At 71.7% G+C, this 24013-nt stretch carries 23 protein-coding genes and 1 riboswitch; of the genes, 6 read left to right on the top strand and 17 right to left on the bottom strand.

Features of this window, described 5'->3' with window-relative positions; genetic code table 11:
- Positions 1 to 17 precede the first annotated feature (17 nt).
- The 11 genes from ACTHM3_RS00925 to ACTHM3_RS00875 form a co-directional block, all read right to left on the bottom strand.
- Positions 18 to 887 (bottom strand): hypothetical protein, encoded by an 870-nt coding sequence (locus ACTHM3_RS00925; RefSeq protein ID WP_440404204.1) that lies wholly within the window; start codon positions 885 to 887, stop codon positions 18 to 20.
- The gene (locus ACTHM3_RS00920) at positions 884 to 6220 is read right to left on the bottom strand and encodes a phage tail tape measure protein (protein WP_440404203.1); all 5337 of its coding nucleotides are present in this window, start codon (positions 6218 to 6220) and stop codon (positions 884 to 886) included. The genes ACTHM3_RS00925 and ACTHM3_RS00920 overlap by 4 nt, the downstream gene beginning before the upstream one ends.
- An 83-nt stretch (positions 6221 to 6303) precedes the next feature.
- Positions 6304 to 6687, bottom strand: a complete 384-nt coding sequence (locus ACTHM3_RS00915) for a hypothetical protein (RefSeq protein WP_440404202.1) — start codon at positions 6685 to 6687, stop codon at positions 6304 to 6306.
- A 68-nt stretch (positions 6688 to 6755) separates the two neighbouring features.
- Positions 6756 to 7544, bottom strand: a complete 789-nt coding sequence (locus tag ACTHM3_RS00910; protein WP_440404201.1) for a hypothetical protein — start codon at positions 7542 to 7544, stop codon at positions 6756 to 6758.
- Positions 7545 to 7669: 125 nt separating this feature from the next.
- Positions 7670 to 8428, bottom strand: a complete 759-nt coding sequence (locus ACTHM3_RS00905) for a phage tail tube protein (protein WP_440404200.1) — start codon at positions 8426 to 8428, stop codon at positions 7670 to 7672.
- A 14-nt stretch (positions 8429 to 8442) separates the two neighbouring features.
- Entirely contained in the window at positions 8443 to 9027 is a 585-nt protein-coding gene (locus ACTHM3_RS00900; protein WP_440404199.1) for a phage tail tube protein, read from the bottom strand.
- Positions 9028 to 9035: 8 nt separating this feature from the next.
- The gene (locus ACTHM3_RS00895) at positions 9036 to 9239 is read right to left on the bottom strand and encodes a hypothetical protein (protein WP_440404198.1); all 204 of its coding nucleotides are present in this window, start codon (positions 9237 to 9239) and stop codon (positions 9036 to 9038) included.
- A 49-nt stretch (positions 9240 to 9288) separates the two neighbouring features.
- A complete protein-coding gene (locus tag ACTHM3_RS00890; protein WP_440404197.1) occupies positions 9289 to 9732 on the bottom strand; it encodes a hypothetical protein in 444 nt (147 codons plus the stop codon).
- Positions 9729 to 10208 (bottom strand): hypothetical protein, encoded by a 480-nt coding sequence (locus tag ACTHM3_RS00885; protein WP_440404196.1) that lies wholly within the window; start codon positions 10206 to 10208, stop codon positions 9729 to 9731. The genes ACTHM3_RS00890 and ACTHM3_RS00885 overlap by 4 nt, the downstream gene beginning before the upstream one ends.
- Positions 10205 to 10666, bottom strand: a complete 462-nt coding sequence (locus ACTHM3_RS00880; RefSeq protein WP_440404195.1) for a hypothetical protein — start codon at positions 10664 to 10666, stop codon at positions 10205 to 10207. Before ACTHM3_RS00880 ends, ACTHM3_RS00885 begins: the two co-directional genes overlap by 4 nt.
- A gap of 182 nt (positions 10667 to 10848) precedes the next feature.
- Positions 10849 to 11061: a helix-turn-helix domain-containing protein gene (locus ACTHM3_RS00875; protein ID WP_440404194.1), complete on the bottom strand. Its 213-nt coding sequence runs from the start codon at positions 11059 to 11061 to the stop codon at positions 10849 to 10851.
- Positions 11062 to 11135: 74 nt separating this feature from the next.
- On the opposite strand from ACTHM3_RS00875, the gene ACTHM3_RS00870 reads away from it, so the two are divergent.
- The 5 genes from ACTHM3_RS00870 (at position 11136) to ACTHM3_RS00850 (ending at position 16650) form a co-directional block, all read left to right on the top strand.
- Positions 11136 to 12233, top strand: coding sequence for a tyrosine-type recombinase/integrase (locus ACTHM3_RS00870; protein ID WP_440404193.1), 1098 nt, complete (start codon positions 11136 to 11138; stop codon positions 12231 to 12233).
- 340 nt (positions 12234 to 12573) lie between these two features.
- Complete coding sequence (locus tag ACTHM3_RS00865; RefSeq protein WP_440404192.1) at positions 12574 to 13431, top strand: hypothetical protein; 858 nt, start codon at positions 12574 to 12576, stop codon at positions 13429 to 13431.
- A 112-nt stretch (positions 13432 to 13543) separates the two neighbouring features.
- A complete protein-coding gene (locus tag ACTHM3_RS00860) occupies positions 13544 to 14527 on the top strand; it encodes a Gfo/Idh/MocA family protein (RefSeq protein ID WP_440404191.1) in 984 nt (327 codons plus the stop codon).
- A 43-nt stretch (positions 14528 to 14570) separates the two neighbouring features.
- Positions 14571 to 16016, top strand: coding sequence for a D-alanyl-D-alanine carboxypeptidase/D-alanyl-D-alanine endopeptidase (gene dacB, locus ACTHM3_RS00855; RefSeq protein ID WP_440404190.1), 1446 nt, complete (start codon positions 14571 to 14573; stop codon positions 16014 to 16016).
- Between the two features lie 28 nt (positions 16017 to 16044).
- On the top strand, positions 16045 to 16650 hold the full coding sequence (locus ACTHM3_RS00850) for an isochorismatase family protein (RefSeq protein ID WP_440404189.1): 606 nt from the start codon (positions 16045 to 16047) through the stop codon (positions 16648 to 16650).
- Between the two features lie 337 nt (positions 16651 to 16987).
- Here ACTHM3_RS00850 and ACTHM3_RS00845 read toward each other — a convergent pair whose 3' ends face one another.
- The 6 genes from ACTHM3_RS00845 to ribD form a co-directional block, all read right to left on the bottom strand.
- Positions 16988 to 18790 (bottom strand): ABC transporter ATP-binding protein, encoded by a 1803-nt coding sequence (locus ACTHM3_RS00845; RefSeq protein WP_440404188.1) that lies wholly within the window; start codon positions 18788 to 18790, stop codon positions 16988 to 16990.
- A 75-nt stretch (positions 18791 to 18865) separates the two neighbouring features.
- The gene (locus tag ACTHM3_RS00840) at positions 18866 to 19291 is read right to left on the bottom strand and encodes an RbsD/FucU family protein (RefSeq protein WP_440404187.1); all 426 of its coding nucleotides are present in this window, start codon (positions 19289 to 19291) and stop codon (positions 18866 to 18868) included.
- A gap of 9 nt (positions 19292 to 19300) precedes the next feature.
- Positions 19301 to 19792, bottom strand: a complete 492-nt coding sequence (gene ribH / locus ACTHM3_RS00835; RefSeq protein WP_440404186.1) for a 6,7-dimethyl-8-ribityllumazine synthase — start codon at positions 19790 to 19792, stop codon at positions 19301 to 19303.
- A complete protein-coding gene (ribA, locus tag ACTHM3_RS00830) occupies positions 19789 to 21102 on the bottom strand; it encodes a GTP cyclohydrolase II (RefSeq protein ID WP_440404185.1) in 1314 nt (437 codons plus the stop codon). The genes ribH and ribA overlap by 4 nt, the downstream gene beginning before the upstream one ends.
- Complete coding sequence (locus ACTHM3_RS00825) at positions 21099 to 21716, bottom strand: riboflavin synthase (RefSeq protein WP_440404184.1); 618 nt, start codon at positions 21714 to 21716, stop codon at positions 21099 to 21101. The genes ribA and ACTHM3_RS00825 overlap by 4 nt, the downstream gene beginning before the upstream one ends.
- On the bottom strand, positions 21716 to 22765 hold the full coding sequence (gene ribD, locus ACTHM3_RS00820; protein ID WP_440404183.1) for a bifunctional diaminohydroxyphosphoribosylaminopyrimidine deaminase/5-amino-6-(5-phosphoribosylamino)uracil reductase RibD: 1050 nt from the start codon (positions 22763 to 22765) through the stop codon (positions 21716 to 21718). Before ribD ends, ACTHM3_RS00825 begins: the two co-directional genes overlap by 1 nt.
- A gap of 62 nt (positions 22766 to 22827) precedes the next feature.
- Positions 22828 to 22956, bottom strand: a riboswitch (FMN riboswitch).
- Positions 22957 to 23011: 55 nt separating this feature from the next.
- Between ribD and ACTHM3_RS00815 the strand changes: the two genes are divergently transcribed.
- Positions 23012 to 24013, top strand: a complete 1002-nt coding sequence (locus tag ACTHM3_RS00815; protein WP_440404182.1) for an asparaginase — start codon at positions 23012 to 23014, stop codon at positions 24011 to 24013.

The raw sequence follows: 24013 nt of genomic DNA, 5'->3' as shown, positions 1-24013 counted from the left end.
GCATTCTCCCAGAAAAGCTACAGCCAGGCGCCGACTTCCACGAGCTTGGCCGCGCCGGAGACCTCGGCGCGGTGGTTGACGGTGGACAGCGCGACGACCTGGGGCTCGTCCGCGAACGCGCACCCCGAGTGCCCGCGGCCGGAGATGTAGCCGCCGGGGTCGGGGACGAAGCTGGTCTTGATGAGCTGCAGGATGAGCGCGGTCAGCTTGATGGTGTCGCCAGCGTTGCCGACGAGCTGGATGTCGACCCCGGTCGCGCCGGCGAAGCTGTCCTGGACGCGGGTCTGGCCGAGCCCCAGCGCCGTGAGCTTGGTCGGCGCGCCGCCGGCGGGAGTGACCTGCACGCCGCCGGCCCCGGTGGCCGAGCCGTGGAAGCCGGCCCAGAGCTTGTAGCCGGGCGGGATCGGCAGGTAGAACGAGCGCGGCACGGACGCGGCGGTGATCGCGTACTCCGCGGAGAAGCTCGGGTAGCCGGCGGTGTTGGCGTCGGTCGCGACGACGTCCGGGCGCGCGTCGGCGAGCAGGGAGGGGGCGTCGGTCGCGGCGAGCATGGGGGAGCCCCAGCTGATCGGCGCGAGGTTGAGCTCCATCTCCATCGGGTCGACGAAGTAGATGAGGTTGGCGGGGACCATGTACTTGGCCAGCGGGTCGTTGTCGTAGAGCCGCCCGGCGAAGTCGAGGATCGCGCGCAGGTCCAGTCGCGAGGCGACCGGCCAGCTCATGTTGTACTCGGCGTGCGAGGCGCGCGACCCGAGGATCGCGGCTCCGCCGTTGAGGAAGTTGAGCTGGGAGGAGAACTTCTTCCGGGAGAAGTCGGCGCCGGTCTGCGGCGCCTTCACCCAGCGCTCGTGGCCGCGGGTGCCGAACCACATCTGCTGACCGTTCACCTGTTGCCCGCCTTCACGGCTCGGGCGGTCGCCGCGCTGTAGGCGTCGGCGATCACGCCATCGGAGATGCCGAGCCGGGATCCCAGCTCGGAGAAGAGGTCGCGGAAGAACATGCGGTCGGTGGCCGACATGGTCGTCACGCTCTGGCCAGCGCTCGCGCCGCCGCCGGCCGGCATGGCGCCGGCGACAGGGCCGCCGTTCGCGTAGCCGCGGGTCGCGCGCTGGTGCATGTAGGCAAGGTTCTCGACGCCGTAGTAGCGAACGGCCTCACGGGGGAAGACGTACTCGCCGGCGTGCACGATGCCCGCTGCCTGGTACTTCGACCCCGCGCCGGTGAAGCCACCGTCCCAGTAGGGCTTGAGGGTGGTCGAGCCCTGCGAGGTGCCGTTGACGCCGAGGCGGACGGGGTTGTTCGTCAGGTAGCTGACGATCCCCGCGCGCATGCTGCGCGCCATGAGCTGGCCGGCGTCGTTGGCCTGCCCGGAGTTGAACTGGGCGTTGATCGAGATGGAGGCGCTCGAGGAGTTGATCGAGTTGAGGGCCTGCTGCTTGACCTGCTCGGCCTTCTCCTTCTTGCCGTCGATGGTGACGTAGTCGTGGCCGGCCTTGATCGCGGCGAGGGCCTTCTCGAGCACCTTGTCGGCCGGCTCGGCCTTGCCGTTGATGGTGACGGTGGCCGAGGCGCGGTTCACGGCGCCAAGGAGGGCGGCGAGGGCGGACCCGGCGGGCGCCGTCTGGCCGTTGATGGTGACGTTGCCGGCGGTCGAGTCGATCTGCTGCAGGATCTGCTGCAGGACAGCCTGCGCGTTCTGAGGGCGGCCGCCGATGGTCACCTCGGACTTGCCCTGGTTGATCGCGTTGAGGGTCGTCGTGAGGGCGTTCATCGCGTCGACGTTGTGGCCGCCGATCGAGACGACGGGCTTCGACTGCTTGACCTGCTCGTAGACCCTGTTGAGGGCGTCGCCGACGAGCTTGGTGTCGCCATCGAACACGATGGTCTGCTTCTGGGGGCCCGCGGGCGCGGTGGGGAGCCCGTCGAGGAGCTTCGACCAGTCGAACCCGGTGCCACCGCCACCACCGCCACCGCCGCCGCCACCGGCGGACTGCTTCGCGGCGTTGAGCTTCGCCTGGAACTCCGCGATCGCCGCGTCGACGCCGGAGATGTCCAGCCCGACGGTGATGTTGCGGGGGACGGCGTTGATGGCGCGGGTCATGTCGTCGAACGACGCGGCGTAGGCCATGACGTCGTTGGCGTTGTAGCCCATCTGGGTCGCCTGGTTGATGAACTCCTGCTTGAGCTGGGCGACGCGGGCGCGCAGCTGGTCCTGGGGGACGCCCGAGGCGGCGAGGGCCTGGATGTAGTCCTGGTAGTCGCCGACGAGGTCGGTGAGCGCCTTGCGGTTGTCGATGGCGGCCTGCGAGTTGCCGACGAGCGACATCGACGCTGCCTGCTGCGCGTCGGTCATGTCGCTCTGGGCCTTGGTGGCGTCGGCGTTGGCGTCGTTGAGGTCGCTCTGCGCGGCCGCGGTGTCGACCGTGTTCTTCGCGAGGTCGGCCTGCAGCTGCTTGACGCGCTCCATGTCGCCGTACTCCGTGGCGATGCGGAGCCAATACTCGTCGTTGCTCTTGTCGGCGGCGAGGCCGGCGAGGGTCGCCTGCGCCTTCGCGGCCTTCTGGGCGGCCTCGTCGATCGCCTTGGCGGCGTCGTCGATCTTCTCCTTGGCGTCCTTGCCGTTGTCGGCGATGTCGTTCCACGCGCCGGCGATCGAGTCGAGGGCCTGCTGGGGCCCGAAGCGAATGTCGTCCATCCGCTTGAAGACGCCGGAGAGGTCGTTGCCGTAGTCGACGAGGGTGCGAATCTCCTTCGCCGCGGACTTGGCCGCGCCGCCCGCGCCGCCGATGCCCTTGGCCGCGCCGGCCGAGCCGTTCTTGAGCGCGGTGAGCATGGCGTTGACGGCGGAGCCGGTGGACTGGGCGCCGATGACGCCGGCGCTGACGCCGGTGAGGGTGGCCATGGAGGCGATGAGCGGCTGCAGCTGCGCCCAGGAGGCGTACCCGCCGGCGACGAGCGCGTTGAACAGGACGTTCATGCGCGCCGCGGCCTCGGGGCCGCCCGAGGACTGCGCGGCGATGGTGTCGAGGACGGTGGCGATCGCGGAGCCGCTGAGCGCCGCGGTGGCGCCCTGCTGGGCGAACGCCTGGCCGAGGGTGCTGAGGTTGCCGGCGAGCGTCTCGGCCGAGGTGCCCGACTTGAGGTGGTCGTCGATGAGGCTCTTGAGCTGGTCGCCGTAGGCGATGTTCTGGTCGGTGGCGTCGCCGGCGGCATCGCTCATGGCGCCGTAGCCGTCCGCGGCGCCCGCGGCGGAGAGGCCCGCAGCGTCGGACGCGGCCGCGCTAGCGGCGGCGGCGTTGGCCTGCCCCTTGACGGCGACGCTGCTGCTGTTCGCGGCGTCGTCGACCTGCTTGAAGGCGGCCGCGAGCTGCTCGACCTGCTGGAAGTCCTCGGGGCGGACGCCGGCCTTGTAGAGGGCCTCGCCAGCCGCGCGCTGGCCCTTGTTCGGGTCGTTGAGGACGTCGAAGAGCGAGGTGAGCTGCTGCTTCTTGATGCCCAGCTCGGCGGCGACGGAGCCCGCGAGCCCGTCGACGTACTTCTTGCCGCCGTTGACCGGGTCGCCGAGGATCGCGCTGGCGAAGTCCTTCTGGTTGAATCCGGCGCTCTTGAGCTGGTTCAGGCCAGAGGTGTCCTTGAAGAGGTTCTGGAAGCTCTTCGAGTTGGCGAGGGCGGAGGCGAGGGCGGCCTTCGCGTTCTCCCCGTAGGCGATGGTCTGGTCGGTGATCGTCTTGGTGGCGTGGCTCGTGTTGTCGCTGAGGCCGGCCTGCGCGCCCGTGGCACTGTCGAGCGACTTCACCCAGCCGTCAGCGACGCGGCCGTTCTCCGTGACCTTGGTCGAGACCTGCTGGATCGCCTCGCCGGTCGCCTCGAACTGCGCCTGGTCCTTCTGCATGGCGCTCGAGAGGTCGGGGAGCTGGCCGCCGAAGAAGTCCTTGGCCTTGGACTTGGAGGTCTCGGCGGCGTCGCCGGCCTGCATGAAGGCGGTGACGAGCGTGCCGAGCGCGACGACGGCGAGCCCGATGCCGGTGCTGGCGAGCGCGACCTTGAAGCCGTTGGTCGCGAAGGTGGCGGCAATCTCCGCGTCCCGCAGGCCGGTGGTCGCGGCAGCGTTGACGATCTTCGCCTCGGTGTCGCCCTGGACGGCGATCGCCTCGGCGCCAATGGCGGCCGTGTTGCGGATGGTCGCGGTCGTGCTCGAGGTGGTGGAGATGCCCAGCTCCACGGCGGCGGTGCGCACGGCGAGGTAGGAGCCGGCGACGCGCGCGGTGACGGCAGCAAGGAGGGCGGCGGCGCCCGCGGCGGCCCCGATCACGAGGCCGAGGCCGGCGAACCACTGACCCGCGGGGGTGCTGACGACCGAGTTGAGCTGGTTGACGAACTCGGTTAGCAGGCTAATCAGGCCGGTGAGCGGGCCCGAGTCGGCTCCACCGATCGACGCGAGAAGATCCTGCAGCGAGTTGCCGAGGATCTGCAGGCGCGCCGAGAGCGTCTCGCTGGTGATGCCGTACTGGTTCGCCAGCTCGGTCGCATCGTTGAAGCCGCTCTTGGCGTTGCTGAGCGAGTCGGACACCAGATCGGTGTTCTGAGCGAGCTTGAGGAGGGTCGGGATGTCGCGGGTCGACGTGATGCCGAGCGCCTCGAGGGTCGCCGTCGCGTTGTCGCCCTGGGCGTTGACACCCTGCAGCAGGTCGGTGAGCGCCTTGCCCGGGTCGTTGCCCCAGGCGGCGCGGAACTGCTCGCCGGTCATGCCGGCGACGGAGCCGAACTTGGTCAGCAGCGCGGTGTCGCCGTTGAGCGCCGTCTGGATGTCCATGAACAGGCGGGTGACGCTCGAGCGCGCGGACTCGGGCGCAGTGCCGATGGAGGCGAGGGCGCCCGAGAGGCCGACGACCTGGTCGGTGGTCAGGCCGACGGTGCCGGCGATGCCCGCGATGTTCTGCGAGATGGCGATGATCTGCGACTCGGTCGCGACCGAGTTGACGCCGACCTTGAGGATCGAGGAGGCGAGGTTCTCGTAGGCGCCCGACCCCTTGTCGAGCAGCTGGTCGAGGCGGCCGAGCGCGGTGCCGGACTGGTCGATCGAGACGTTCGTCGTCGCGGCGAACTCGGCCGTGACGCGGGTGAAGTTGGTGAGGTTGCCGGCGGCGATGTTGAGCTGGCCACCGAGCGCGCCGATCTGGGAGAGGTCGCCGAAGGAGACGGGGATCGTCTGCGACAGCTCGACGAACTGCTGCTTGAGGTCGGCGGCGTCCTGGCCGGTGACGCTGACGGTGCGCTGCACCTGGGCGAAGTCGGCCTCGAAGGATGCGGCAGTCGCTACGGCGCCGGCGAAGGCGCCGGTGAGCGCGGCGCCCATGATGCCGGCGGCGAACGAGACGTCGTAGAGGGCGTAGCGGACGCGGGGGAGCTGCCCCTCGGCCAGATCCTTGCCGAAGAGGTTGACAGTGGGCGGCGCGGCCGCGGCGCGCTGCTCCTGCTGCTCGGCCTGCGAGAGCGCCTTGACCGCCGCGCGCTGCTCGTCCATGGCGTTGGCGACGGCGATGTGCGCGCGCGCCTGGGCCGGGAGGGAGGCGTCCTGCGCCTGCACGCGGGCGTCGGCCTCAGTGGCGGCGGCGAGGTTGCGGTCGGCCTGCTCGAGGCGGAGCTTCGCGGCGGCGACGGCGCCGAGCTGCTGCACCTGCGAGTCGTAGGCGTTGGCCGACATCGCCTTCTGGATGCGCTGCTCGGCGACCTCGATTTCCTTGGCCGCGTTCGAGATGACCTGCGCGTAGTTGGCGTCGCGCGCGGCCATGGTGGCGAGGTTGTCGCGCTGAGTGGTCCCGGACTGGGTCTCGGGGTCGACGGTCTGGCCGGTCTCGGCGCCGGTGAGCTGGTTCTTCGCGAAGGTCGCGTACTCGCGCTGGGCCTGGCTGAGGGCCTGGACGCGCTTCACCCACGCGTCGGAGCCACGGGTGGTGGCCAGCTCCTCCGTGTTCAGCGACTGAGTGAGCTCGCCGACCTGGATCCTGAGCAGCTCGACGGAGGTCTGGGCGTCGAGAAGGTCGGCCGCGTAGCCCTCGGTCTCCTTGCCGGCGCCGGCGAACTTCTCGCCGAGCTCGCCGAGGCCGGTGACGACGCCGTTGATCTTCGATTCGGCGTTGTCGAGCTGGGAGAGGGCGTCGTTGAGCCCGCTGATGATGAAGTCGAGCCTCGCCTCGAGACTGAACTCCTCAGCGCTCACCTGCTCACGTCCTCTCCCGGTGGGTCGGGACCGACGTTACGGCAACATCCAGGAAACTCCCAGGAAGTGCTCAGGTGGCGCGTCTAGCCGCGGACGAGCGACGACATGATGGCGTCGCGGCGCTCCTTCTCGGCGTCGTAGTAGCGATCGCGGTAGTCCACGAAGTCGCTCTTGTCCGTGGTGTACGGCACGGGACGGAGGGTGGTGCCGGGATCCGGCTTGTAGTCCTTGTCCTTGGCCTTGAGGGCGTCCTCGTGGCGGTCGACGGCGGCGGTCGCCTCACACACGTCCTCTTCGACGCGGAAGCGGATGTGCGGGTCGTCGGAGTGGCAGATGTAGATGGGCAGGCCGCAGCGGCAGCGCTCAGCCTCGAGCGTCTGCACCGCCTCGATGAGCAGGTAGTCCCACTCGGACCACGCCGCCTTGCGCGGGTGCTTCTTGCGGAACAGCTGGGCCGTGGGCGGCACCCCGGCTGCGAGGGCTGCCTTGATGATCGAGACGTACCTGGCGCCGGCACCGGACGCCAGGTAGCCGGCTAGAAATCCGACTGGGCGATGACCGACTCGGAAATGGCGTTCTTGAACTGCAGGTCGTCGACGGTGGCGAAGAACTTGGCGCTCTGGCTCAGCGGCATGAAGTCGCGGATCGCGCGGATCACCTCGATGTCGAGCTTCGTGCCCTCCTCGCCGGAACGGTTGTCGCGCCACCGGACCACCTGGTCGTAGGCGATCTGGGCGATCTGCTCATCGGCGAACTCCTGCTCGCGGTCCTCGGGAATGCCCTTCTGGCTGATGCCGAGCACCTTGCGGGCGCGACGGGTGGCGCCCTTGGCGATCGTCGTGGGGAGCGCGCGCAGCTCGACCGAGAGGGACTGCGCGGCGACATCGGCCCGGAGCTTGTCGGCCTCCTTGGCCATCTCGGCGGCCTTGTCCTGCAGGGGCTTGAGCTCGACGAGGAGGTTCTTCTTGTCGGCGACCTCCTGCTCGAGCTTCGCGAGCTGCGGCTCGAGCTCCGCGCGCTCCTCGGGCGTGCCCTTCTTGAGCTTGGCCTTGAACGAGCGGACGCGCTTCTCGTACTCATCGAGGTCCGAGGCGTTCTGCGCAGCGCGGTCGAGCACCGTGTTCAGCTGGGCGATCGCGGCCTCGACGGCGATCAGCTTGTCGCTGTTCACCTCGTCGTAGCCGAGGTCGAGCTTCGCCGAGCGCATGGCGCGGTTCTTGATGGTGTCGAGCAGGGAGAAGGAGCCCTTGGCGTCCTCGATCAGCTCCTCGACGGTCTCCCCGTCGGTGTCGATGACGTCGATGACGTCGGTCTCCTCGGCCACGGGCTCCTCCAAGCTCTCAGCTGTCTCTCAGCTAGGCGTCAGCATAGGCGCGGTCGATTAGCTGGCAAAACAGGTGGGCCCCCGCCGCGTGTCGCAGCAGGGGCCCGTGGGGTGGCAGCCCGGGATCAGGTGACCGTGATCGCCAGCGGGTCCGACGGCGTCGCGCCCGGGAAGGACACGATGATGTCGGCCTCGCCGGTGGCGATGCGCTCGAAGATCCCGTGCTCGGAGACCGTGACCCTGGTCGGGTCGCTCGAGGTGTACTTCGCGCCGATCGTGATGATCTTGCCCTGGTACACCGCCTTGATCTTGCCGATCGAGCCGACCGCGCCGGAGGCCGCGCCGGCCGCGATCGTCGCCGTGACCTTGGCGGCCACCGCGGGCGCGATGATGCCGCGCACGGCCATGTCCGACTGCGGCAGCGCGTCGACGGCCCAGGCGTAGCTCGAGTTGCCGCGGACGTCGGACGCCGCGTCGCTCAGGATGTGCCAGGCGTCGTACTCGTCGCCGGCAGCCAGGTCGGGCGCCGCGGACTCGACCGGGCGCGCGAGCAGGATGATGTCCGACCCGTCCGGCTTGATGCCCGCCTCGGCGGCGTGGTAGCTCGACGTGGTGTCGCCGGCCGGCGCCTTGAAGCCGTTGAGGGTGCCGCCGAAGTCGCCGTTGCCGGCGGTCTTGGCGCCCGCGGCGTCCGCGAAGGAGCGGTCGTCCTCCGACTTGCTCGCCTTCGTGTTGAAGTTGGTGCCATCCAGCTTCATCGCGTCGGTGATGTTGATGAACGCGGCCGCCTCGGTCTCGGTGATGGCGCGGATGTCCTCGACGGACCCGGCCGGGGCGTAGAACCACGCGTAGTTCTTGTTCGTGAGAACGCGCTTCTCGGTCATGCTGCTGGGGCTCCTTACACGAGCACCGCGTCGATCTTGGCGATCGACTTGGTGACGAACGTGGCGTTGATGGTCTGGTTGTTGCCGTCGCCGTACTCGTCGATCGGGTAGTCCGTCTCGACGTAGAAGGCGCTGTACTTCTGGCCGGCGGCCGCGGCGACGTCCCAGCCCAGCTCGATGCGGCGGAACGCGATGTAGCGGATGCCACGCGCGCGCACGGAGTCGTTGGCGACGTTGTAGTTGGACGACGTCGAGGCGCTGTCCTTGTCGCGGAACAGCGTCATCTTCGCGTCGTAGTTCTGCGACGTGGGGACGACGGAGTTGCCGGACGCGTTGATCGCCTTGTCGTTGTCGGTCTCCGAGCTGGTCGCGGCCAGCTTCGAGTCGTCCTTGACGCTCAGGGTGATGTTGCCGCCGGCGCCCGTGTACCCGGCCGACGCGCGGCTCTTGAGGTTCAGGTACTCGTTGACGAGCGCGTGGCTCAGCGCGCCGATGGGGTTCTTGCCGGCGACACCGATCCCGTAGGGGTCGCCGAGCACCTCCACCGCCGGGATGAGCAGCCAGCTCTCCGTGTCGGCTGCGATGACCTTGTCGGCCATGGGGTGACCTACTTCCTGCTGTGGCGCCCGCTGGCGCTCTGGATGGACTCGTCGACCGGGGCGCCGTTCTCGACGACGACCTCCACGACGGGCTCGGACTGGGGCTGGTCGACGTCCTCGACCGGGAGGAAGGCGGGGAAGAGCGCGGCGACGGCGTCGTCGAGCTCCTGCACCTTGCCGGTCACGGCGTGCCGATACGTCTGCTTGCTCACACAGCAGAGTCTAGGGAGACTCCCAGGGTTCTTCCAGAAACGAGGTAGGCTACCCCACCGCGAGGTTGATCGTCGAGCGGAACGCCATGATCTTCGAGAGCTGCGCAGGGCGCGCGTCAGTGGCGCCGCTGCTGCCGTTCACGCCGCCGCGCAGGGCGAACGGCGTGGCGTTGTCGACGTCCGGGGCCCAGCCGAGGAGGCGGCCGCGGACGGCCTTGTAGAGCGCGTTGAGGGAGTCGCGGTCACCGGCGAAGCATCCGACGACGACCACCATGATGTACGGGATCCGCTCCTCGCCATCGCCGAAGGCGCGCGCCCCCGCGGGGTCAGCGAACGGGGTGCCGATGGAGAGGGTGATGTAGGGGCGGACCTTGCCGACGTCGTCCGTCGGGATGCTCGCGTCGTCGGGGTCGCCGTCGAGGATGCGGCCGCCCGCCAGCCCCTTGAGGCGCTCGAGAATAGCCAGCTCTTCGTTGACGCCGTCGGAACTCACGACAGCTCCTCTCGGACGTACTTGGTGAGGCGCTGCTTGAAGGTGGCCTTGGTGACCTCGGCCGCCTCAGCCATGGCGTGGACGCCGGCGACGGTCGTGCCCTTGGACACGAAGCCGTCGTCCTGCAGCTCGATGTAGCTGACGTCCGCGCCATTCGCGTCGTCGGCGCCGTCGATCCAGCCGAAGCGGCCCTGCATGTGGTCCGGATCCAGCTGGTAGGTCTGGTTGGTGAAGTCGTCCTCCATGGCGCCGGTCTCGACGCGACCGGGGACGCCGAGCCCACGCGCGGCACGACGCTCACCCGTCGGGGTCACCGCCAGCTCGATGCGCTCGCTGGCGACCTCCTTGCCGGCGTCCATCGACTCGGACATCGCGTCCGCGACCTCGGCCATGAGGTCGTTGCGGATCTGGATGAGGCGCTCACGGATGCCGGCAACCAGGTCGGACCCGGTCGTGGCCGCCACGGTGCGGGTCACGGCTCGGTCCAGATGGGAGCGGGCTGCCCGTCGGTCTTGCACTCGACCTTCGTGAGCGCGTTGATCGAGCCGGACGGCACGCCGGAGACGGTGAAGACGTAGCGCGCGAGTGCGGGGTTGCCACCACCCTCGAGCACGCGGATGACCATGCCCTCCGTGATGAGCGGATCGCCGGCCTCGGGGACGAACTGGATGCGGTAGCCCATGCGGTGGCGGGTCTTGCCCGCGATCTGCACCGTCTCGACCTCGAGCGCCTTCACGTACGCCGCGCGCGGCCCGATCAGCTTGACCGGGCGCGACTGGCCGCCAGTGTCGGCCTCGGGGTCGTAGTCCTTGTCGACCTCGAGGGTGTTGGGGTCGATCACCACGATCTGGTCGCTGAGCATGCCGGCATCCTCGAGCGCGGTGACGATCGCGCCGACGAAGTTCGTCGAGGCGGCAGCGGCAGCGAGGGGCATGGGGCCAGGCTACCGTTTAGCTGGCAAATCACCGAGAAGCGCCGACGTCACGGCCTCCTCAGGCGAGTACCCCGTTCCCCAGCGCCCGTCGCCGAAGTTGGCGACCCAGGGCCACAGCGACCAGGAGTTCCCGAGCCGGTCGACGACGTTCGGCCTGCGGTAGACCCGCGGCCAGCGGTCGCTCACGCCGCGGCGGGCAGCTGGTGCTCGCAGTCGCGCCCCTCGATCCAGGCGTCGACGCACGCGGCGCTTGTCAGCCAGTTGCCGCCCTTGCGCGCACCCTTCTTCTTGGCGGCCTGGAAGCCGTGGAGCTCGCCGGCGCGCAGCGCGTCCCCGATCGTGCGCGGGTGCCTTCTCGCGTACTCCGCCGCCTCCGTGACGGTCATCCACTTCATGCTGCCTCCTCGAATAGCTGGCTAAACGGTAGCGAGATTAGCCAGCAAACGCCAACAGGCTGTAGCGTGTCGGCATGCCATATGCAGATCCGCTGCCGAGCGGCCGCTACCGCGCGGCCTACCGGGACGCCACCGGGAAGAAGCGCTACGTCCCAGGCGAGACCTTCACGAACAAGAAGGCCGCCCTCGCGGCCGCGACGCGCGCCGAGGAGGATGCCCGGCTGCCCGGGTGGCGCGACCCCCGCTCCGCGGCGCGCACATGGGGCGAGTGGGAGACGGAGTGGATGGCGATGCACGAGGTTGCCGCCGCCACGACGAAGAACGAGCTGTCGTTCCTCAAGAACCACATCCGCCCGCGGTGGGAGAAGGAGCGCCTGGCCGACATCACGAAGGGCGACGTGCTCGCGTGGGCGAAGCAGCTCGGGACGCCGAAGGAGCAGGGCGGCGCCGGGCTCAAGGCCTCGAGCGTCGCGCGCGTCGTCGCGACGTTCCGCACGTCGCTGCAGGCCGCCATCGACAAGGAGGTGCTGCAGTACAACCCCGCGACGCGGCTCAAGCTCCCGAAGCCGGCGCAGGCGGACCCGAAGTTCCTGACGCGCGAGGAGGCGGATCGGCTGCTCGAGGCGCTCGACGCGCGCCACCGCTTCATCGTCGACTTCCTGCTCGGTACCGGCCTCCGGTTCGGCGAGGCCGCGGGGCTCCGGCCCTCGCGCGTGAGTCTCGACGGCGCGCGCATCACGGTGCGCGAGGCCTGGTCGTCGACGACCGGCCTGCTCAGTCCGGTGCCGAAGGGCAAGACGGAGCGCACGGTCCCGGTGCCGCCACACCTCCGCGAGGAGCTGCTGTGGCTCGTGAAGATGGCGGAGGCGGACATGGTCTTCTTCCCCCGGCTGCACTCCTCCAACTTCCGACAGCGCGTGTGGAACCCTGCCGTGAAGGCGGCCGGGATCCCGGAGGCGACGCCGCACTCGACGCGCCACACCTACGGCTCGTGGCTGCTGCAAGGAGGCGTGCCGATCGCGGAGATTGCCCGCCTCATGGGGCACACCGACGAGGAAATCACCCGCATGTACGCGCGCTTGGCGGACTTCGCTGAGGACGACATCTTCGCGGCGCTCGGCGGCGGAGGGGGCCGGATGGGGCAGAACGTGGGGCAAGTAGATGCTCGTTAGCGCGCCAACCGACTCCAACCGGCGAGTTCGCAAGTCGGGAGAATCCCTGGTCAGACGCGATTACAGTCCAAGCGACTCCAACCGACGCCATGCCGCGATTTGCCCGCTAAATCTCTCGTAATGAGAAGGTCGTGGGTTCGATTCCCACAGGCGGCTCCGCACGAAGCCCCGGCCCCTGGCCGGGGCTTTTCGCGTCCCGGGGTCCCTTCCCCAATCCGGGGGTGAACGCTCTCGTCGGCCTTGTCACCCTCGGATGACGGGGCGTACGGTCGGCACCAGGCGCGGGAACAACTCTCCGGGGGGAGAGCCGGCGCTCAGCTGAGCTTGGTCTGGGGGGACCATGAAGAAGACCGTCATCCTCGGCACCGTTTTCACCCTGGTGCTGATCCTGGTCATGCCGTTCGTCGGCGGATCGGGCCCGTCGCTCATCGCGCCGGCCAACGCAGCGGCGTCGGATGTCGCCGCGCTTCCGGTCGCCGCCACCGGGCCCGTCGCGGGATCCGACGCGGCCCCGGCGGACGCCGTCGCGGTTCGCGCCGCGAGCATGGTGCAGACGTCGGGTGCGCCGGCGATCCCCGACACCGAGCACCTCGCCCAGAAGCCCGTTCCGAAGCCGGTCGTGGTGACGCCGCAGGTCGCCGCGACGCGCGAGGGCGGCACCGCCGTCCGCCGCGCCGCCCGCGCCGCCGCAGGGACCGCCTGCCCGTCCTCGCCCGGCGGGGGCGGCGGCGCGCCGGGCATCGCCGACCCGCTCGGTCAGGGGATGATCACCGGCACGACGACGGGCGATATCCAGTCGTTCTCGGCGACCTACAACGCGATCCGCGTCCAGAACTGCCTCGACCCGATCCCGGCCGGCAACTTCCGCTACGACTCGTGCATGGAGGACCGCCTGTTCTGGATCGCCGAGGACCCGAGCCTCGACCCGAACAGCGCCTGGGGCCACAGCGGCACCCCGCGCAGCGACGGGGTCCCGGCGCGCGGCTGCGACGGCAACCTCGCGGGCGGCTCCGGCAACTCCGGGGCGACAGTCGCGCAGAAGTGGTGGGACTCGATCCCGCACCGCCTCTCGCTCTACCGCCCCAGCTACACCGGCGGCACCGGGGGCGTGTGCATCTACTTCGCCATGGTCCACGGCGGCATCCCGAACGAGCCGTCGAGCTTCACGCGGGCCGCGGCGCGCTGGGGCGGCTGCTAGCCGTCCCCTCTCCGACTCCGGGGAGGATGCGGGGTTCTCAGCCCCCGTGTCCTCCCCGGTCCTCTTCCCGGGCCCGGTCCTCTTCCGCGGCCCGGTCCTCTAGCCTCGACGGATGACCGAGCATCTGCGATGGGGCATCCTCGCGACCGGCGGCATCGCGTCCGCGTTCACCCGCGACCTCCGGGTGGTGGGCGCGCCCGTCACCGCGGTGGGCTCCCGCGACCTCGACAGGTCCCGCGCGTTCGCCGACGAGCACGGCATCGCCCGCGCGCACGGCAGCTACGAGGAGCTCGTGGCCGATCCCGAGGTCGACGTCGTCTACGTGGCCACGCCGCATCCGGCGCACGCCGGCAACGCGCTCCTCGCGCTCGACGCCGGGAAGCACGTGCTCGTCGAGAAGCCGTTCACGATCTCGGAGGCCGAGGCGCGCGCCGTCATGGACCGCGCGGCGGAGAAGGGCCTGATCGCCCTCGAGGCGATGTGGACCCGGTGGCTGCCGCACATGATCCGGATGCGGGAGATCATCGCGGCGGGCACCCTCGGCGAGCTCCGCGCGGTCACCGCCGACCACGACCAGAAGGCGAATCCCGACCCCGCCGGCCGGATGCTGAACCCGGAGCTCGGCGGCGGCGCCCTGCTCGACCTCGGCATCTACCCGGTGTCGTTCGCGTGGGACGTGCTCGGCGCGCCCGACCGCGTCGTCGCCCTCTCCGACACGACCCCGACGGGAGTCGACGGCCAGACCGCGATCATCCTGTCGTTCCCGGGCGGGCGGAAGGCGCTGCTCCACACGGAGCTCGACGCCCGCGGCTCGAACCGGGCCGTGGTGCTCGGCACGGAGGGCCGCATCGAGATCGATCCGGTCTGGTACACCCCGACGTCGTTCACCGTCTACGACAGCGCGGGCGACGTCGTCGAGCGCTATGCGTCCGAGGTCGAGGGGCGGGGGATGCAGTTCCAGGCCCTCGAACTGGAGCGGCTCGTCGCCGAGGGCCGGGACGCCGACGACCTGCTGCCGCCGGACGAGACCGTCGCCATCATGGGCACCCTCGACGAGGTCCGCCGACAGATCGGGCTGCGCTACCCGGGGGAGTGACGCCGCCCGGAGGCCACGCAGGCGCACCCCGTAGGGTGTCCGGGTGACGGAGGCGAGAGGGCGTCTCGGCGGCATCGCCGCCGTGCTGCGCCGGCATCCCACCGCCTGGGTCGGCGGAACCGCCGCGCTCGTCTTCGTGCTGCTCGGCACGGGCGCCGTGGTCGGCGGGATGGCCTACGGCGCCACCCGCGGCGACGCACCCGATCCGGCACCGCGGGCCGTGCACACGCAGGATCCGCGCCCGAGCCCGTCGGGCTCCGTCGCGGCCAGCCGACTCCGCACCTGCTCCGTCGCCGGCCCCGCGTCGAACCCGCGGCTCATGACCCTCGAGGCGCAGGTCGCCCGCGCCGACACCGGCGAAGTGCTCTTCGACCGGAACGCCGCGGCACCCGCGCCGACGGCGAGCCTCCTCAAGGTCATGGTCGCGGCCGCGGCGATCGACGTGCTCGGGCCCGACTTCCAGATCGCGACCCAGGTCGTCGACGCCGGCGACGGCACGATCGTGCTGGTCGGCCACGGCGACGCGACGCTCAGCGCGACCGCCCCCGGCCAGGAGAGCGTCTACGCGGGGGCCCCGAAGCTCGCCGACCTGGCGGCGCAGACCCTCGGCGCGTACTCCTCCGCGCATCCCGACCAGCCGATCACCCGCGTCGTGCTCGACGCCAGCTACTGGACCGACACGGCCTGGGATCCCGACGTGCAGATGAGCGAGCGCACGCAGGGCTACCAGTCGTACACGACCGCGCTGCAGGTCGACGGCGACCGCCAGGACCCGACCAAGCAGACCAGCCCGCGCGGAACCGACCCGGTCGCCGATGCCGGGGCGGCCTTCCTCGCCGCCCTCCGCGCCGCGGACACCCACCACCTCGTGTCGCCGGGCGTGACCGCGGGGCCCGGAACGGCTCCCGCGAACGCGCCCCAGCTCGGCCAGGTGACGTCGCAGCCGGTGCGCACGCTGCTGCCGCAGATGCTCCTGCCGAGCGACAACACGCTGGGGGAGATGCTGGCCCGGATCATCTCGAAGAAGTCGGGGCTCGACGGTTCGGCATCCTCGCTGCAGCAGGCGATCCCGCGCGCGCTCGCCCCGTTCGGGGTGACGACGACAGGCGTCGTGGTGCGCGACGGATCCGGCGAGAGCCCCCGGAACGCGGTGCCCGCGGAGACCCTCACCCAGCTCATGCGCGCCGTGCAGTCGGGCGGCCAGAATCTCGGCGTCGTGCGCGACGCGCTGCCGGTCGCCGGTCAGTCGGGGAGCCTCACCAACCGATTCAGCGGATCCAACGCCGTCGCCCGCGGCCACGTCACCGCCAAGACGGGCTGGATCGACACCGAGTACAGCATGTCCGGGTTCATGGACGCCGCCGACGGCACCCGGCTCGTCTTCACCTTCTACGCGATGGGCACCGGCATCACCTCCGGCGCCCAGAGCGCGCTCGACACCCTCGCGACCGCCGTGTACTCCTGCGGCGACAACCTCTCCAACAACTGACACGTCGGGGATGCGGGAGGATGGTGGCGTGACCAGGGCGCTGCTCATCATCGACGTGCAGAACGACTTCACCGAGGGCGGGGCGCTCGGCGTCGAGGGCGGCGATGCCGTCGCGGAGGGGATCACGGCCTACCTGCGCGCGCATCCCGACCGCTACGACGTGGTCATCGCGTCGCGCGACTGGCACGACGGCGACAACCACAACGGCGGCCACTTCGCGACCGACGCGGAACCCGACTACGTCGAGACCTGGCCCGTGCACTGCGTGTCCGGCACCCCGGGCGCCGAGTACGACCCGGGGCTCGACGAGCGGCTCGTCGACGTCCACATCCGCAAGGGTCAGGGCCGACCCGCGTACTCGATCTTCGAGGGGACCGCGGAGGACGACGCGGCGTTCGACCGCGTGCTCGACCGCCTCGGGGTGACCGACGTCGACGTGGCGGGCATCGCCACCGACTACTGCGTCCGCGCCTCGGCGCTCGACGCGCTGCACGCGGGGCACCGTGTCCGTGTGCTCACCGACCTCGTGGCCGGCGTCGCGCCCGCGAGCAGCGCCGCCGCTCTCGACGAGCTGCGGGAGGCCGGCGCCGTGCTGGCCCGATCCGCCGACACCCCCGGGAAGGACGCCGCCTGATGGCCGCACGCATCATCCTCATCGCCGCCGTCGTGGTGGCCGTCGCCCTGTTCGTGGGCTTCGTCATCACGGTCGTGCTCGAACGCTAAGCGCTTCGCCCCGCGCCGAGATGCCCCGTCGGGCCGCATCCGCCGCGAGAGGGCGGCCGAAAGCGGCGTCTCGTCAGCGCTTGCTCGTCTGCGCCTGCTCGTCAGCGAGAGGGACAGGTGACGGAGATCGTCCTGCGCGCGTGACGCCATGACCCGGATCCCGGCCTCGCCGGCGCGCGAGGACGCTTGATCTCCGTCATTCGTCACGGTTCACCGGACGGCGGAGAGCCGTGGCTGCCTCTCCGCAGCTAGACCAGCAGCTGGTGCTTCGCGAGGTCGCGGTAGAGCGGCGTCGAGGCCACGAGCTCCGAGTGCGTGCCGACGCCCGCGACACGGCCGTGGTCGAGCACGACGATGCGGTCGGAGTCGACGACCGTCGAGAGCCGGTGCGCGATCACGAGCAGGGTGCGGTCCTGCGCGACGGCGTCGATGGCCTCTCGCAGCAGCTGCTCGTTGAGCCCGTCGAGCGACGCGGTCGCCTCGTCGAGCAGCAGGATCGGCGGGGCCTGCAGGAGCGCGCGCGCGATCGCGAGGCGCTGGCGCTCGCCACCCGAGAGCATGACGCCGTCCTCGCCGACGGGCGCGTCGAGGCCGAGCGGGTCGCGCGCGAGCACCTCGTCGAGGTTGACGTCGTGCAGCACCCGACGGCAGTCCTCGTCGGTCGCGTCGGGAGAGCCGAGCAGCAGGTTCTGCCGGATCGTCCCCGCCAGCACCGGCGCGTCCTGCTCGACGTAGCCGATGCGGGAGCGGAGCTCGACGCGGTCGAGGCCGCGGACGTCGGCACCGCCCACGCGGACCACGCCCGAGGTCGGGTCGTAGAAGCGCTCGACGAGCGCGAGGATCGTCGACTTGCCGGCGCCGGACGGCCCGACCAGCGCGACCCGCTGTCCGCGGGGCACCTCGAACGAGACCCCGTGGAGGACGTCGGCGGGACGGTCGTCGCCCTCCGCCGCCGCGGCGTAGCCGAAGCGCACGTTCTCGAACGCGATCGCCGCGCTCGCGTCGCCCCGGGCGGCGGGCTCGATCGCGGCGTCGGCCTCGTCCTCCGACGGCGTCGCGATGATCTCCTGGATCCGGCCGAGCGCGCCGAGCGCCTGATTGACCGAGTTGAGGGCCCCGAAGGCCTGCCCGAGCGGCATGATCATCATGAAGAGGAACAGGATGAACGCGACCAGGTTCGCGATCGTCAGCGCCCCGCTCGCGACCCGGTAACCGCCCACGCCGAGCACGACGAGGAACGAGACCTGCAGCGCGATGCCGGCGACCGGCACGACGAGGGCGGAGATCTTCGCGACGCGCACCCCGGCCCGGTAGGCGCCGCGGGCGTCCTCCTCGACCGCGGCCGTCTCGCGTTCCGTCGCGTTCGCCGCGCGCACCGTGCGGATGGCGCTGATCGCGCGCTCGACCGCCGCGGCGAGGTCGCCGACCTTCTCCTGCTGCTGCCGGCTCGCGACCCGCACGCGCGACGACAGGACGACGACGGCGACCACCGAGAGCGCGATGACGAGCACGGTCAGCCCGAGCAGCACGGGGTCGATGACGAGCATCGCGATGAGCGCGCCGACGAACACGACGGCGCCGCCGATCGCGTCGACGAGCCCCTGCGTGATGACGGCGTAGAGGAGCGTCGTGTCGGAGCCGACGCGCGAGACGAGATCGCCCGTGCGGCGGCGGTCGAACTCCGAGATCGGGAGGCGCATCATCCGCCGCACGAGCTGTCGCCGTGCGGAGAACACGACGCTCGTGCCGGTGCGCTGCAGCAGATAGTGCTGGATGCCGCTGATGAGGCCCGACACGACGACGAGCGCGACGAGCACCCACACCAGCCAGCCGAGGGTTCCGCCCTTCTGGACGATGCCGATGACCTGGCTGACCATGAGCGGCTGGACGAGCGACGCGGCGGCGCCGAGCAGGCTCAGCAGGATGACGACGCCGAGGATCGCGCGGTGCTCCGTCAGATAGGGGAGCAGCTGACGGAAGCTGGCACGCGGTCCGTCGTCGGCCGCGCGGCGACCGAACAGCGAGCGGCGGGCGGTGGAGGTGTCGCTCATGGCGAGGGACAGGGTAGTCCGGTGCGACTGAGCGCGCGCTCGGGGCTCCGGGCGCCTCGAGCCGAGGGAGGGGCGCTACACGACGCCCTTGATGAGCACGAAGTCGCAGTACGGCGCGGTCTCCCGCGTCAGCACGACGAGCCGGGCCTGCGCCGCGCGGTCGTAGAACGACATGCGGGCGATGTCGCGGTACTCGAGCTCGCGGCCCTCGAGCTCCGACGCGGCGGCGAGCACGGCGTCCTGCACCGGGTTCGGCTCCGGGCCCTCCTCGCTGGGGATCATCCGCTCGATCGGCGTCGGCACGAACGTGTCGAGCGGGAAGACGCTGAGGATCGCGCGCACCGCGGTCTCCGCGTCCGCATCCACCCGGGTCACGGGAGCACCCGGCGCGTAAGCCGGGAAGTTGCGGTCGGCGACCACCAGCAGCTGCCCGTGGCCGAGCTCGTCGAGCCCCTTCAACAGCTCGCCGCTCAGCAGCGGATCGATGCCCTTCAGCGTCATGCGGCCAGCCTAGGAGGGCGTGGCGGCGCGCACGACGAGCTTGCGCAGCGTGCGCGCGACCGCTATCGCCGCCTCGGCGGCGCGGCCGCCCACGTCCTCCGTCGAGCCCGGGAGCCCCGCGCGGTCGAGCCCCTGCTGCTCGGTGTCGACGGTCAGCACACCGAATCCGACGGGCTTGCCGGTGTCGAGGGCGACGCGGGTGAGCCCGTCGGTCGCCGCGGAGGCCACGAAGTCGAAGTGCGGGGTCTCGCCGCGCACGATCACGCCGAGCGCGACGACCGCGTCCGCCCCGGCGTCGAGCGCTGCCTTCGCGACGAGCGGCAGCTCGAAGCTCCCGGGCACCGCGATCTCGGTGACCTCGGCGCCCGCCGCGTCGAGCACCCGACGGGCGCCGGCCAACAGCCCGTCGGCGATCGTCTCGTGCCAGAGCCCCGCCACGATCGTCACGCGCAGCCCGGTGCCGTCGACTGGCTCCAACTGCGGTCGTCCCTCGCCGCTCATGAATTGCCCTCCTGCGCCGACTGCAGCTCGGCCTCGTGCAGCGCCTCGTCGAGCGCCTCGTGGGTGGGGAGCGCGTGCCCCATGCGATCGCGCTTGGTGTCGAGGTAGGCCGCGTTGATCTCGCCGACCCCGACCACGAGGGGCACGCGCTCGGTGACCGCGATGCCGCGCTCCTCGAGCTGGTGCGCCTTCTCGGGGTTGTTGCTGAGCAGCCGGATGGAGCCGACGCCGAGATCGCGCAGGATGCCCACCGCCGCCCCGTAGTCGCGCGCATCGGCCGGCAGCCCGAGCGCGAGGTTCGCGTCGAGCGTGTCGTACCCCTCCTCCTGCAGCCGGTAGGCGCGGAGCTTGTTGATGAGCCCGATGCCGCGGCCCTCGTGCCCGCGCAGGTAGACGACGACGCCGCCCTCCGCCCGGATCGTGTCGAGCGCCGAGCGCAGCTGCGGTCCGCATTCGCACTTGAGGGAGCCGAACGCCTCGCCGGTCAGGCACTCGGAGTGCACCCGGACGAGCGCTCCGTCGCGCGGCGGCTCCCCGTCGGGACCGGGCGCGATCCACGCGACGTGGTCGGCGCCGGTCGAGCGGTCGCGGTACGCGCGGACCCGGAACGGGCCGTGGGTCGTCGGGATCGTGGTCTCGACCTCGAAGGTCACCCGCGTCGACTCGGGCACCTCGACCGGCGCCCCCCGCTCGACCGCGCCGTCGAGCTCGGCCAGGTGCCGCTGGAGCGACTCGATCGTGATGACCGGCACGTCCTCGCGCTCGCCGAGCTTGATGAGGTTCGGCAGCCGCATCATCTCGCCGTCGTCGTCGACGATCTCGCCGATCACGCCCACGGGCTCGAGCCCGGCGAGCTTCAGCAGGTCGACAGTCGCCTCCGTGTGGCCGTCACGCTCGCGCACGCCGCCGTCCACCGCGCGGAGCGGGAGGATGTGCCCGGGCCGGATGAGGCTCCGCGGCGTGGATGCCGGGTCGGCCAGCACGCGCAGGGTGTGCGCGCGGTCGGAGGCGCTGATCCCGGTCGAGAGCCGGTCGGCCGCGTCGACGCTCACGGTGTACGCGGTGCCGCGCCAGTCCTGACTCTCGGCGACCATGAGCGGCAGCTCCAGCCGGTCGGCGATCTCGTTCGTCATCGGCGCGCAGAGGTAACCGGAGGAGTGGCGCACGGCCCACGCGATCCACTCCTGGCTCGCGTACTGCGCGGCGAGGACGACGTCGCCCTCGTTCTCGCGGCCCTCGTCGTCCGCGACGATGACGGGGCGACCGGCCTGCAGCGATCGCAGCGCGGTGGGGATGTCGGCGATGCTCATGCGTCCACCTCCTGGAACCGCATCAATCGCGCGACGTGCCGCGCCAGGATGTCGGTCTCGATGTTGACCCGGTCGCCGGGGGCGAGCGCGCCGAGCGTGGTCGCGGCGAGGGTCTCCGGGATCAGCGAGACCTCGAACCAGCCGTCGACACCCGCCTGCTCACCGATGTCGCTCACCGTGAGGCTCACCCCGTCCACCGCGATGGATCCCTTGCGCGCGACGAGCGGCGCGTGCTCGGCGTCGAGGGTGAACCGCACGACCCGCCAGGCGTCGCCGGGGGTCACGGAGAGCACGGTGGCGGTGCCGTCGATGTGGCCCTGGACGATGTGGCCGCCGAGCCGGTCGGTGACGAGGGCCGCGCGCTCCAGGTCGACGCGGTCTCCGGGGCGGCGCTCGCCGAGCGTCGACATCCGGATCGATTCGGCCATGACGTCGGCCGTGAACCGGTCCGCGCCGCGGTCGACGACCGTGAGGCAGACGCCCGCGACCGAGATCGACGCCCCGCGCGCGGCGTCCGCGGCGGTGATCGGGGCGCGCACGGTGATCCGCGCCGAGTCGCCGACCGGCTCCCACGCGAGCACCTCGCCGACCTCTTCGATGAGTCCCGTGAACATCAGGTGGTCCTTCCGCTGTGCAGGTCGGGGTTCGGCACCGGCCGCCCCGTCAGATGGATGTCGTCGCCCAGCCGCTCGACGTGGTCCAGGCGCAGCCGGTGGATGCCGGCCATGCTGGGGATGCCGAGGTCGCCGATCGCGAGGTGCCCGCCCCCGAGGAGCGCCGGCGCGAGGTACACGGAGAACGCGTCGGCGAGCCCGGCGCCGACGAACGCGCTCGCGAGGGTCGGGCCGCCCTCGACGTACACGCGGCGGAGGCCCCGCGCGTTCAGGTCGGCGAGCACCGCGGCCAGGTCGCGGTGTCCGGCGGCGATGAGGCCGGCCGGGTGGCGGCGCACCGCGGCGTCCGCGGGGATCGGGCGCTCGCCGACGACGACCGGAACCGGCTGGTGCGCGAGCAGCTCGCCCGCGTCGCCCCGGGCGGTGAGGCTCGGATCGTCGGCGAGGATCGTGCCGGTGCCGACGAGGATGGCGTCGTTCGCCGCGCGCTCCTCGTGCACCCGCTGCCGCGCCGCCGCGCCCGTGATCCAGCGGGAGCTCCCGTCGGCCGCGGCTGTGCGGCCGTCGAGGGTCGACGCCCACTTGACGGTGACCCAGGGGCGACCGCGACGCACGGAGGCGAGCCAGCCGCCGAGGAACTCCTCGATCTGGTCGGCGAGCACGCCGCCGACCACCTCGACGCCGGCCGCGCGTAGCCGCTCCGCGCCGCCCGCCGAGTGCGCGCCGGGGTCGGGGACGCCGTAGACGACGCGGGCGACGCCGGCGGCGATGAGCGCCTCGCTGCACGGACCGGTGCGGCCCCAGTGATTGCAGGGCTCGAGCGTGACCACCGCGGTGAGGCCGTCGGCCCGGCCGTCGAGCCTGCCGAGAGCGTCGACCTCGGCGTGCGGGGTGCCCGCGCCGCGGTGCCAGCCGTCGGCGGCGATCCGGCCGTCGGGCGTCATGAGCACGCAGCCCACGCGGGGGTTGCCGCCGGTGATCGGGCCCTGGGCGGCCAGCTCGAGGGCGCGCCGCATCGCCGCGATCTCGGCGTCGCTCGGGCTGGGCATCTCGGTCTCCGTCTCGCAGAGGACGGTCCGGGATGCCGCGACGACCGGGTACGGCCGTCGCCGCCATGCTCCTCGCATCCGGACTCTGACCGTCGGTCCCGGAATTCCACCGGATCGGCCCGGCATCCGAGGATGCCGGGTTCGCGGACTCTCACCGCCGGTGCGGAATTCCACCGCCCCCGGAGCACGTGCTCTTCGGGGAGTGTAACGCGCGTGCCCGCGCGGCATTCCCGGCACGATGGGGGGATGACGCGCATCGTGCTCCTCGCGACCGGCGGAACCATCGCCTCCCGCACCTCGGCCCCCGGGTCCGGGGCGGTCGCGCGCGACGGCGCCGGCGTGCTGCGGGCCGGCCTCGGCCACCGCGCGGCCGGTGTCGACCTGGAGACCGTCGACGTGCTGCGCGGCAACTCGTTCGCGTTCGGGCCCGCCGAGCAGCGCGCCGTCGCGGACGCCGTGCGGGCGCAGCTGGCCCGCCCCGAGGTGGACGGCGTGGTCGTCGCGCACGGCACCGACACGCTCGAGGAGTCCGCCTTCCTCGTCGACCTCGCGCACGGCGACCCCCGGCCCGTGGTGTTCACCGGTGCCCAGCGCGCCGCCGACCTCCCCGACGCCGACGGGCCGGCGAATCTCGCCGACGCGGTCGCGGTCGCGGCCTCGCCGGCGGCCCGCGGTCGCGGGGTCCTGGTCGCCTTCGGCGGGTCGGTGTTCGCGGCGCGCGGGGTGCGGAAGGCGCACACGCTCGCGCTGCAGCCGTTCGCCGACCCCGACGCCGGGGCGATCGGCGCGGTGCGCGGGGATGCCGTCGCATTCTGGGCCCGTCCCGATCGCGTGCTGCTCGATCCGGTCGACGCCCGCTTCGACGACGTGCGGGTGGAGGTCGTGGCCGCGTGGCCGGGCGCCGATGCGGCCCCGCTCCGCGCCGTCCTCGACCGCGCGGCTCACGGCGTCGTGCTCGTCGCGTTCGGCGCCGGCAACCCGACACCGGGCCTCACCTCCGCGATCGGCGAGCTCACGGCGGCCGGCGTGCTCGTCGCGCTCGGCACGCGCGTGGCCGCCGGCCCCGTCGCGGCGATCTACGGCGGCGGGGGAGCGGTCGACGCGGGCGCGGCCGGAGCGGTGCCGCTCGGGCGGCTGGGGGTCGCGCAGGGGCGGCTCGCGGCTGCGGTCCTCCTCGCGCAGCACCCGGTGGAGGAGGCCGCCCGCCGGCTGGCCGCCCTGGCGTCGGGGGAGCCGGCCGCTCCCTAG

Source organism: Pseudolysinimonas sp. (genome assembly GCF_051954455.1).
Lineage (GTDB): Bacteria > Actinomycetota > Actinomycetes > Actinomycetales > Microbacteriaceae > Pseudolysinimonas.
This window is presented reverse-complemented; position numbering and strand designations above follow the sequence as displayed.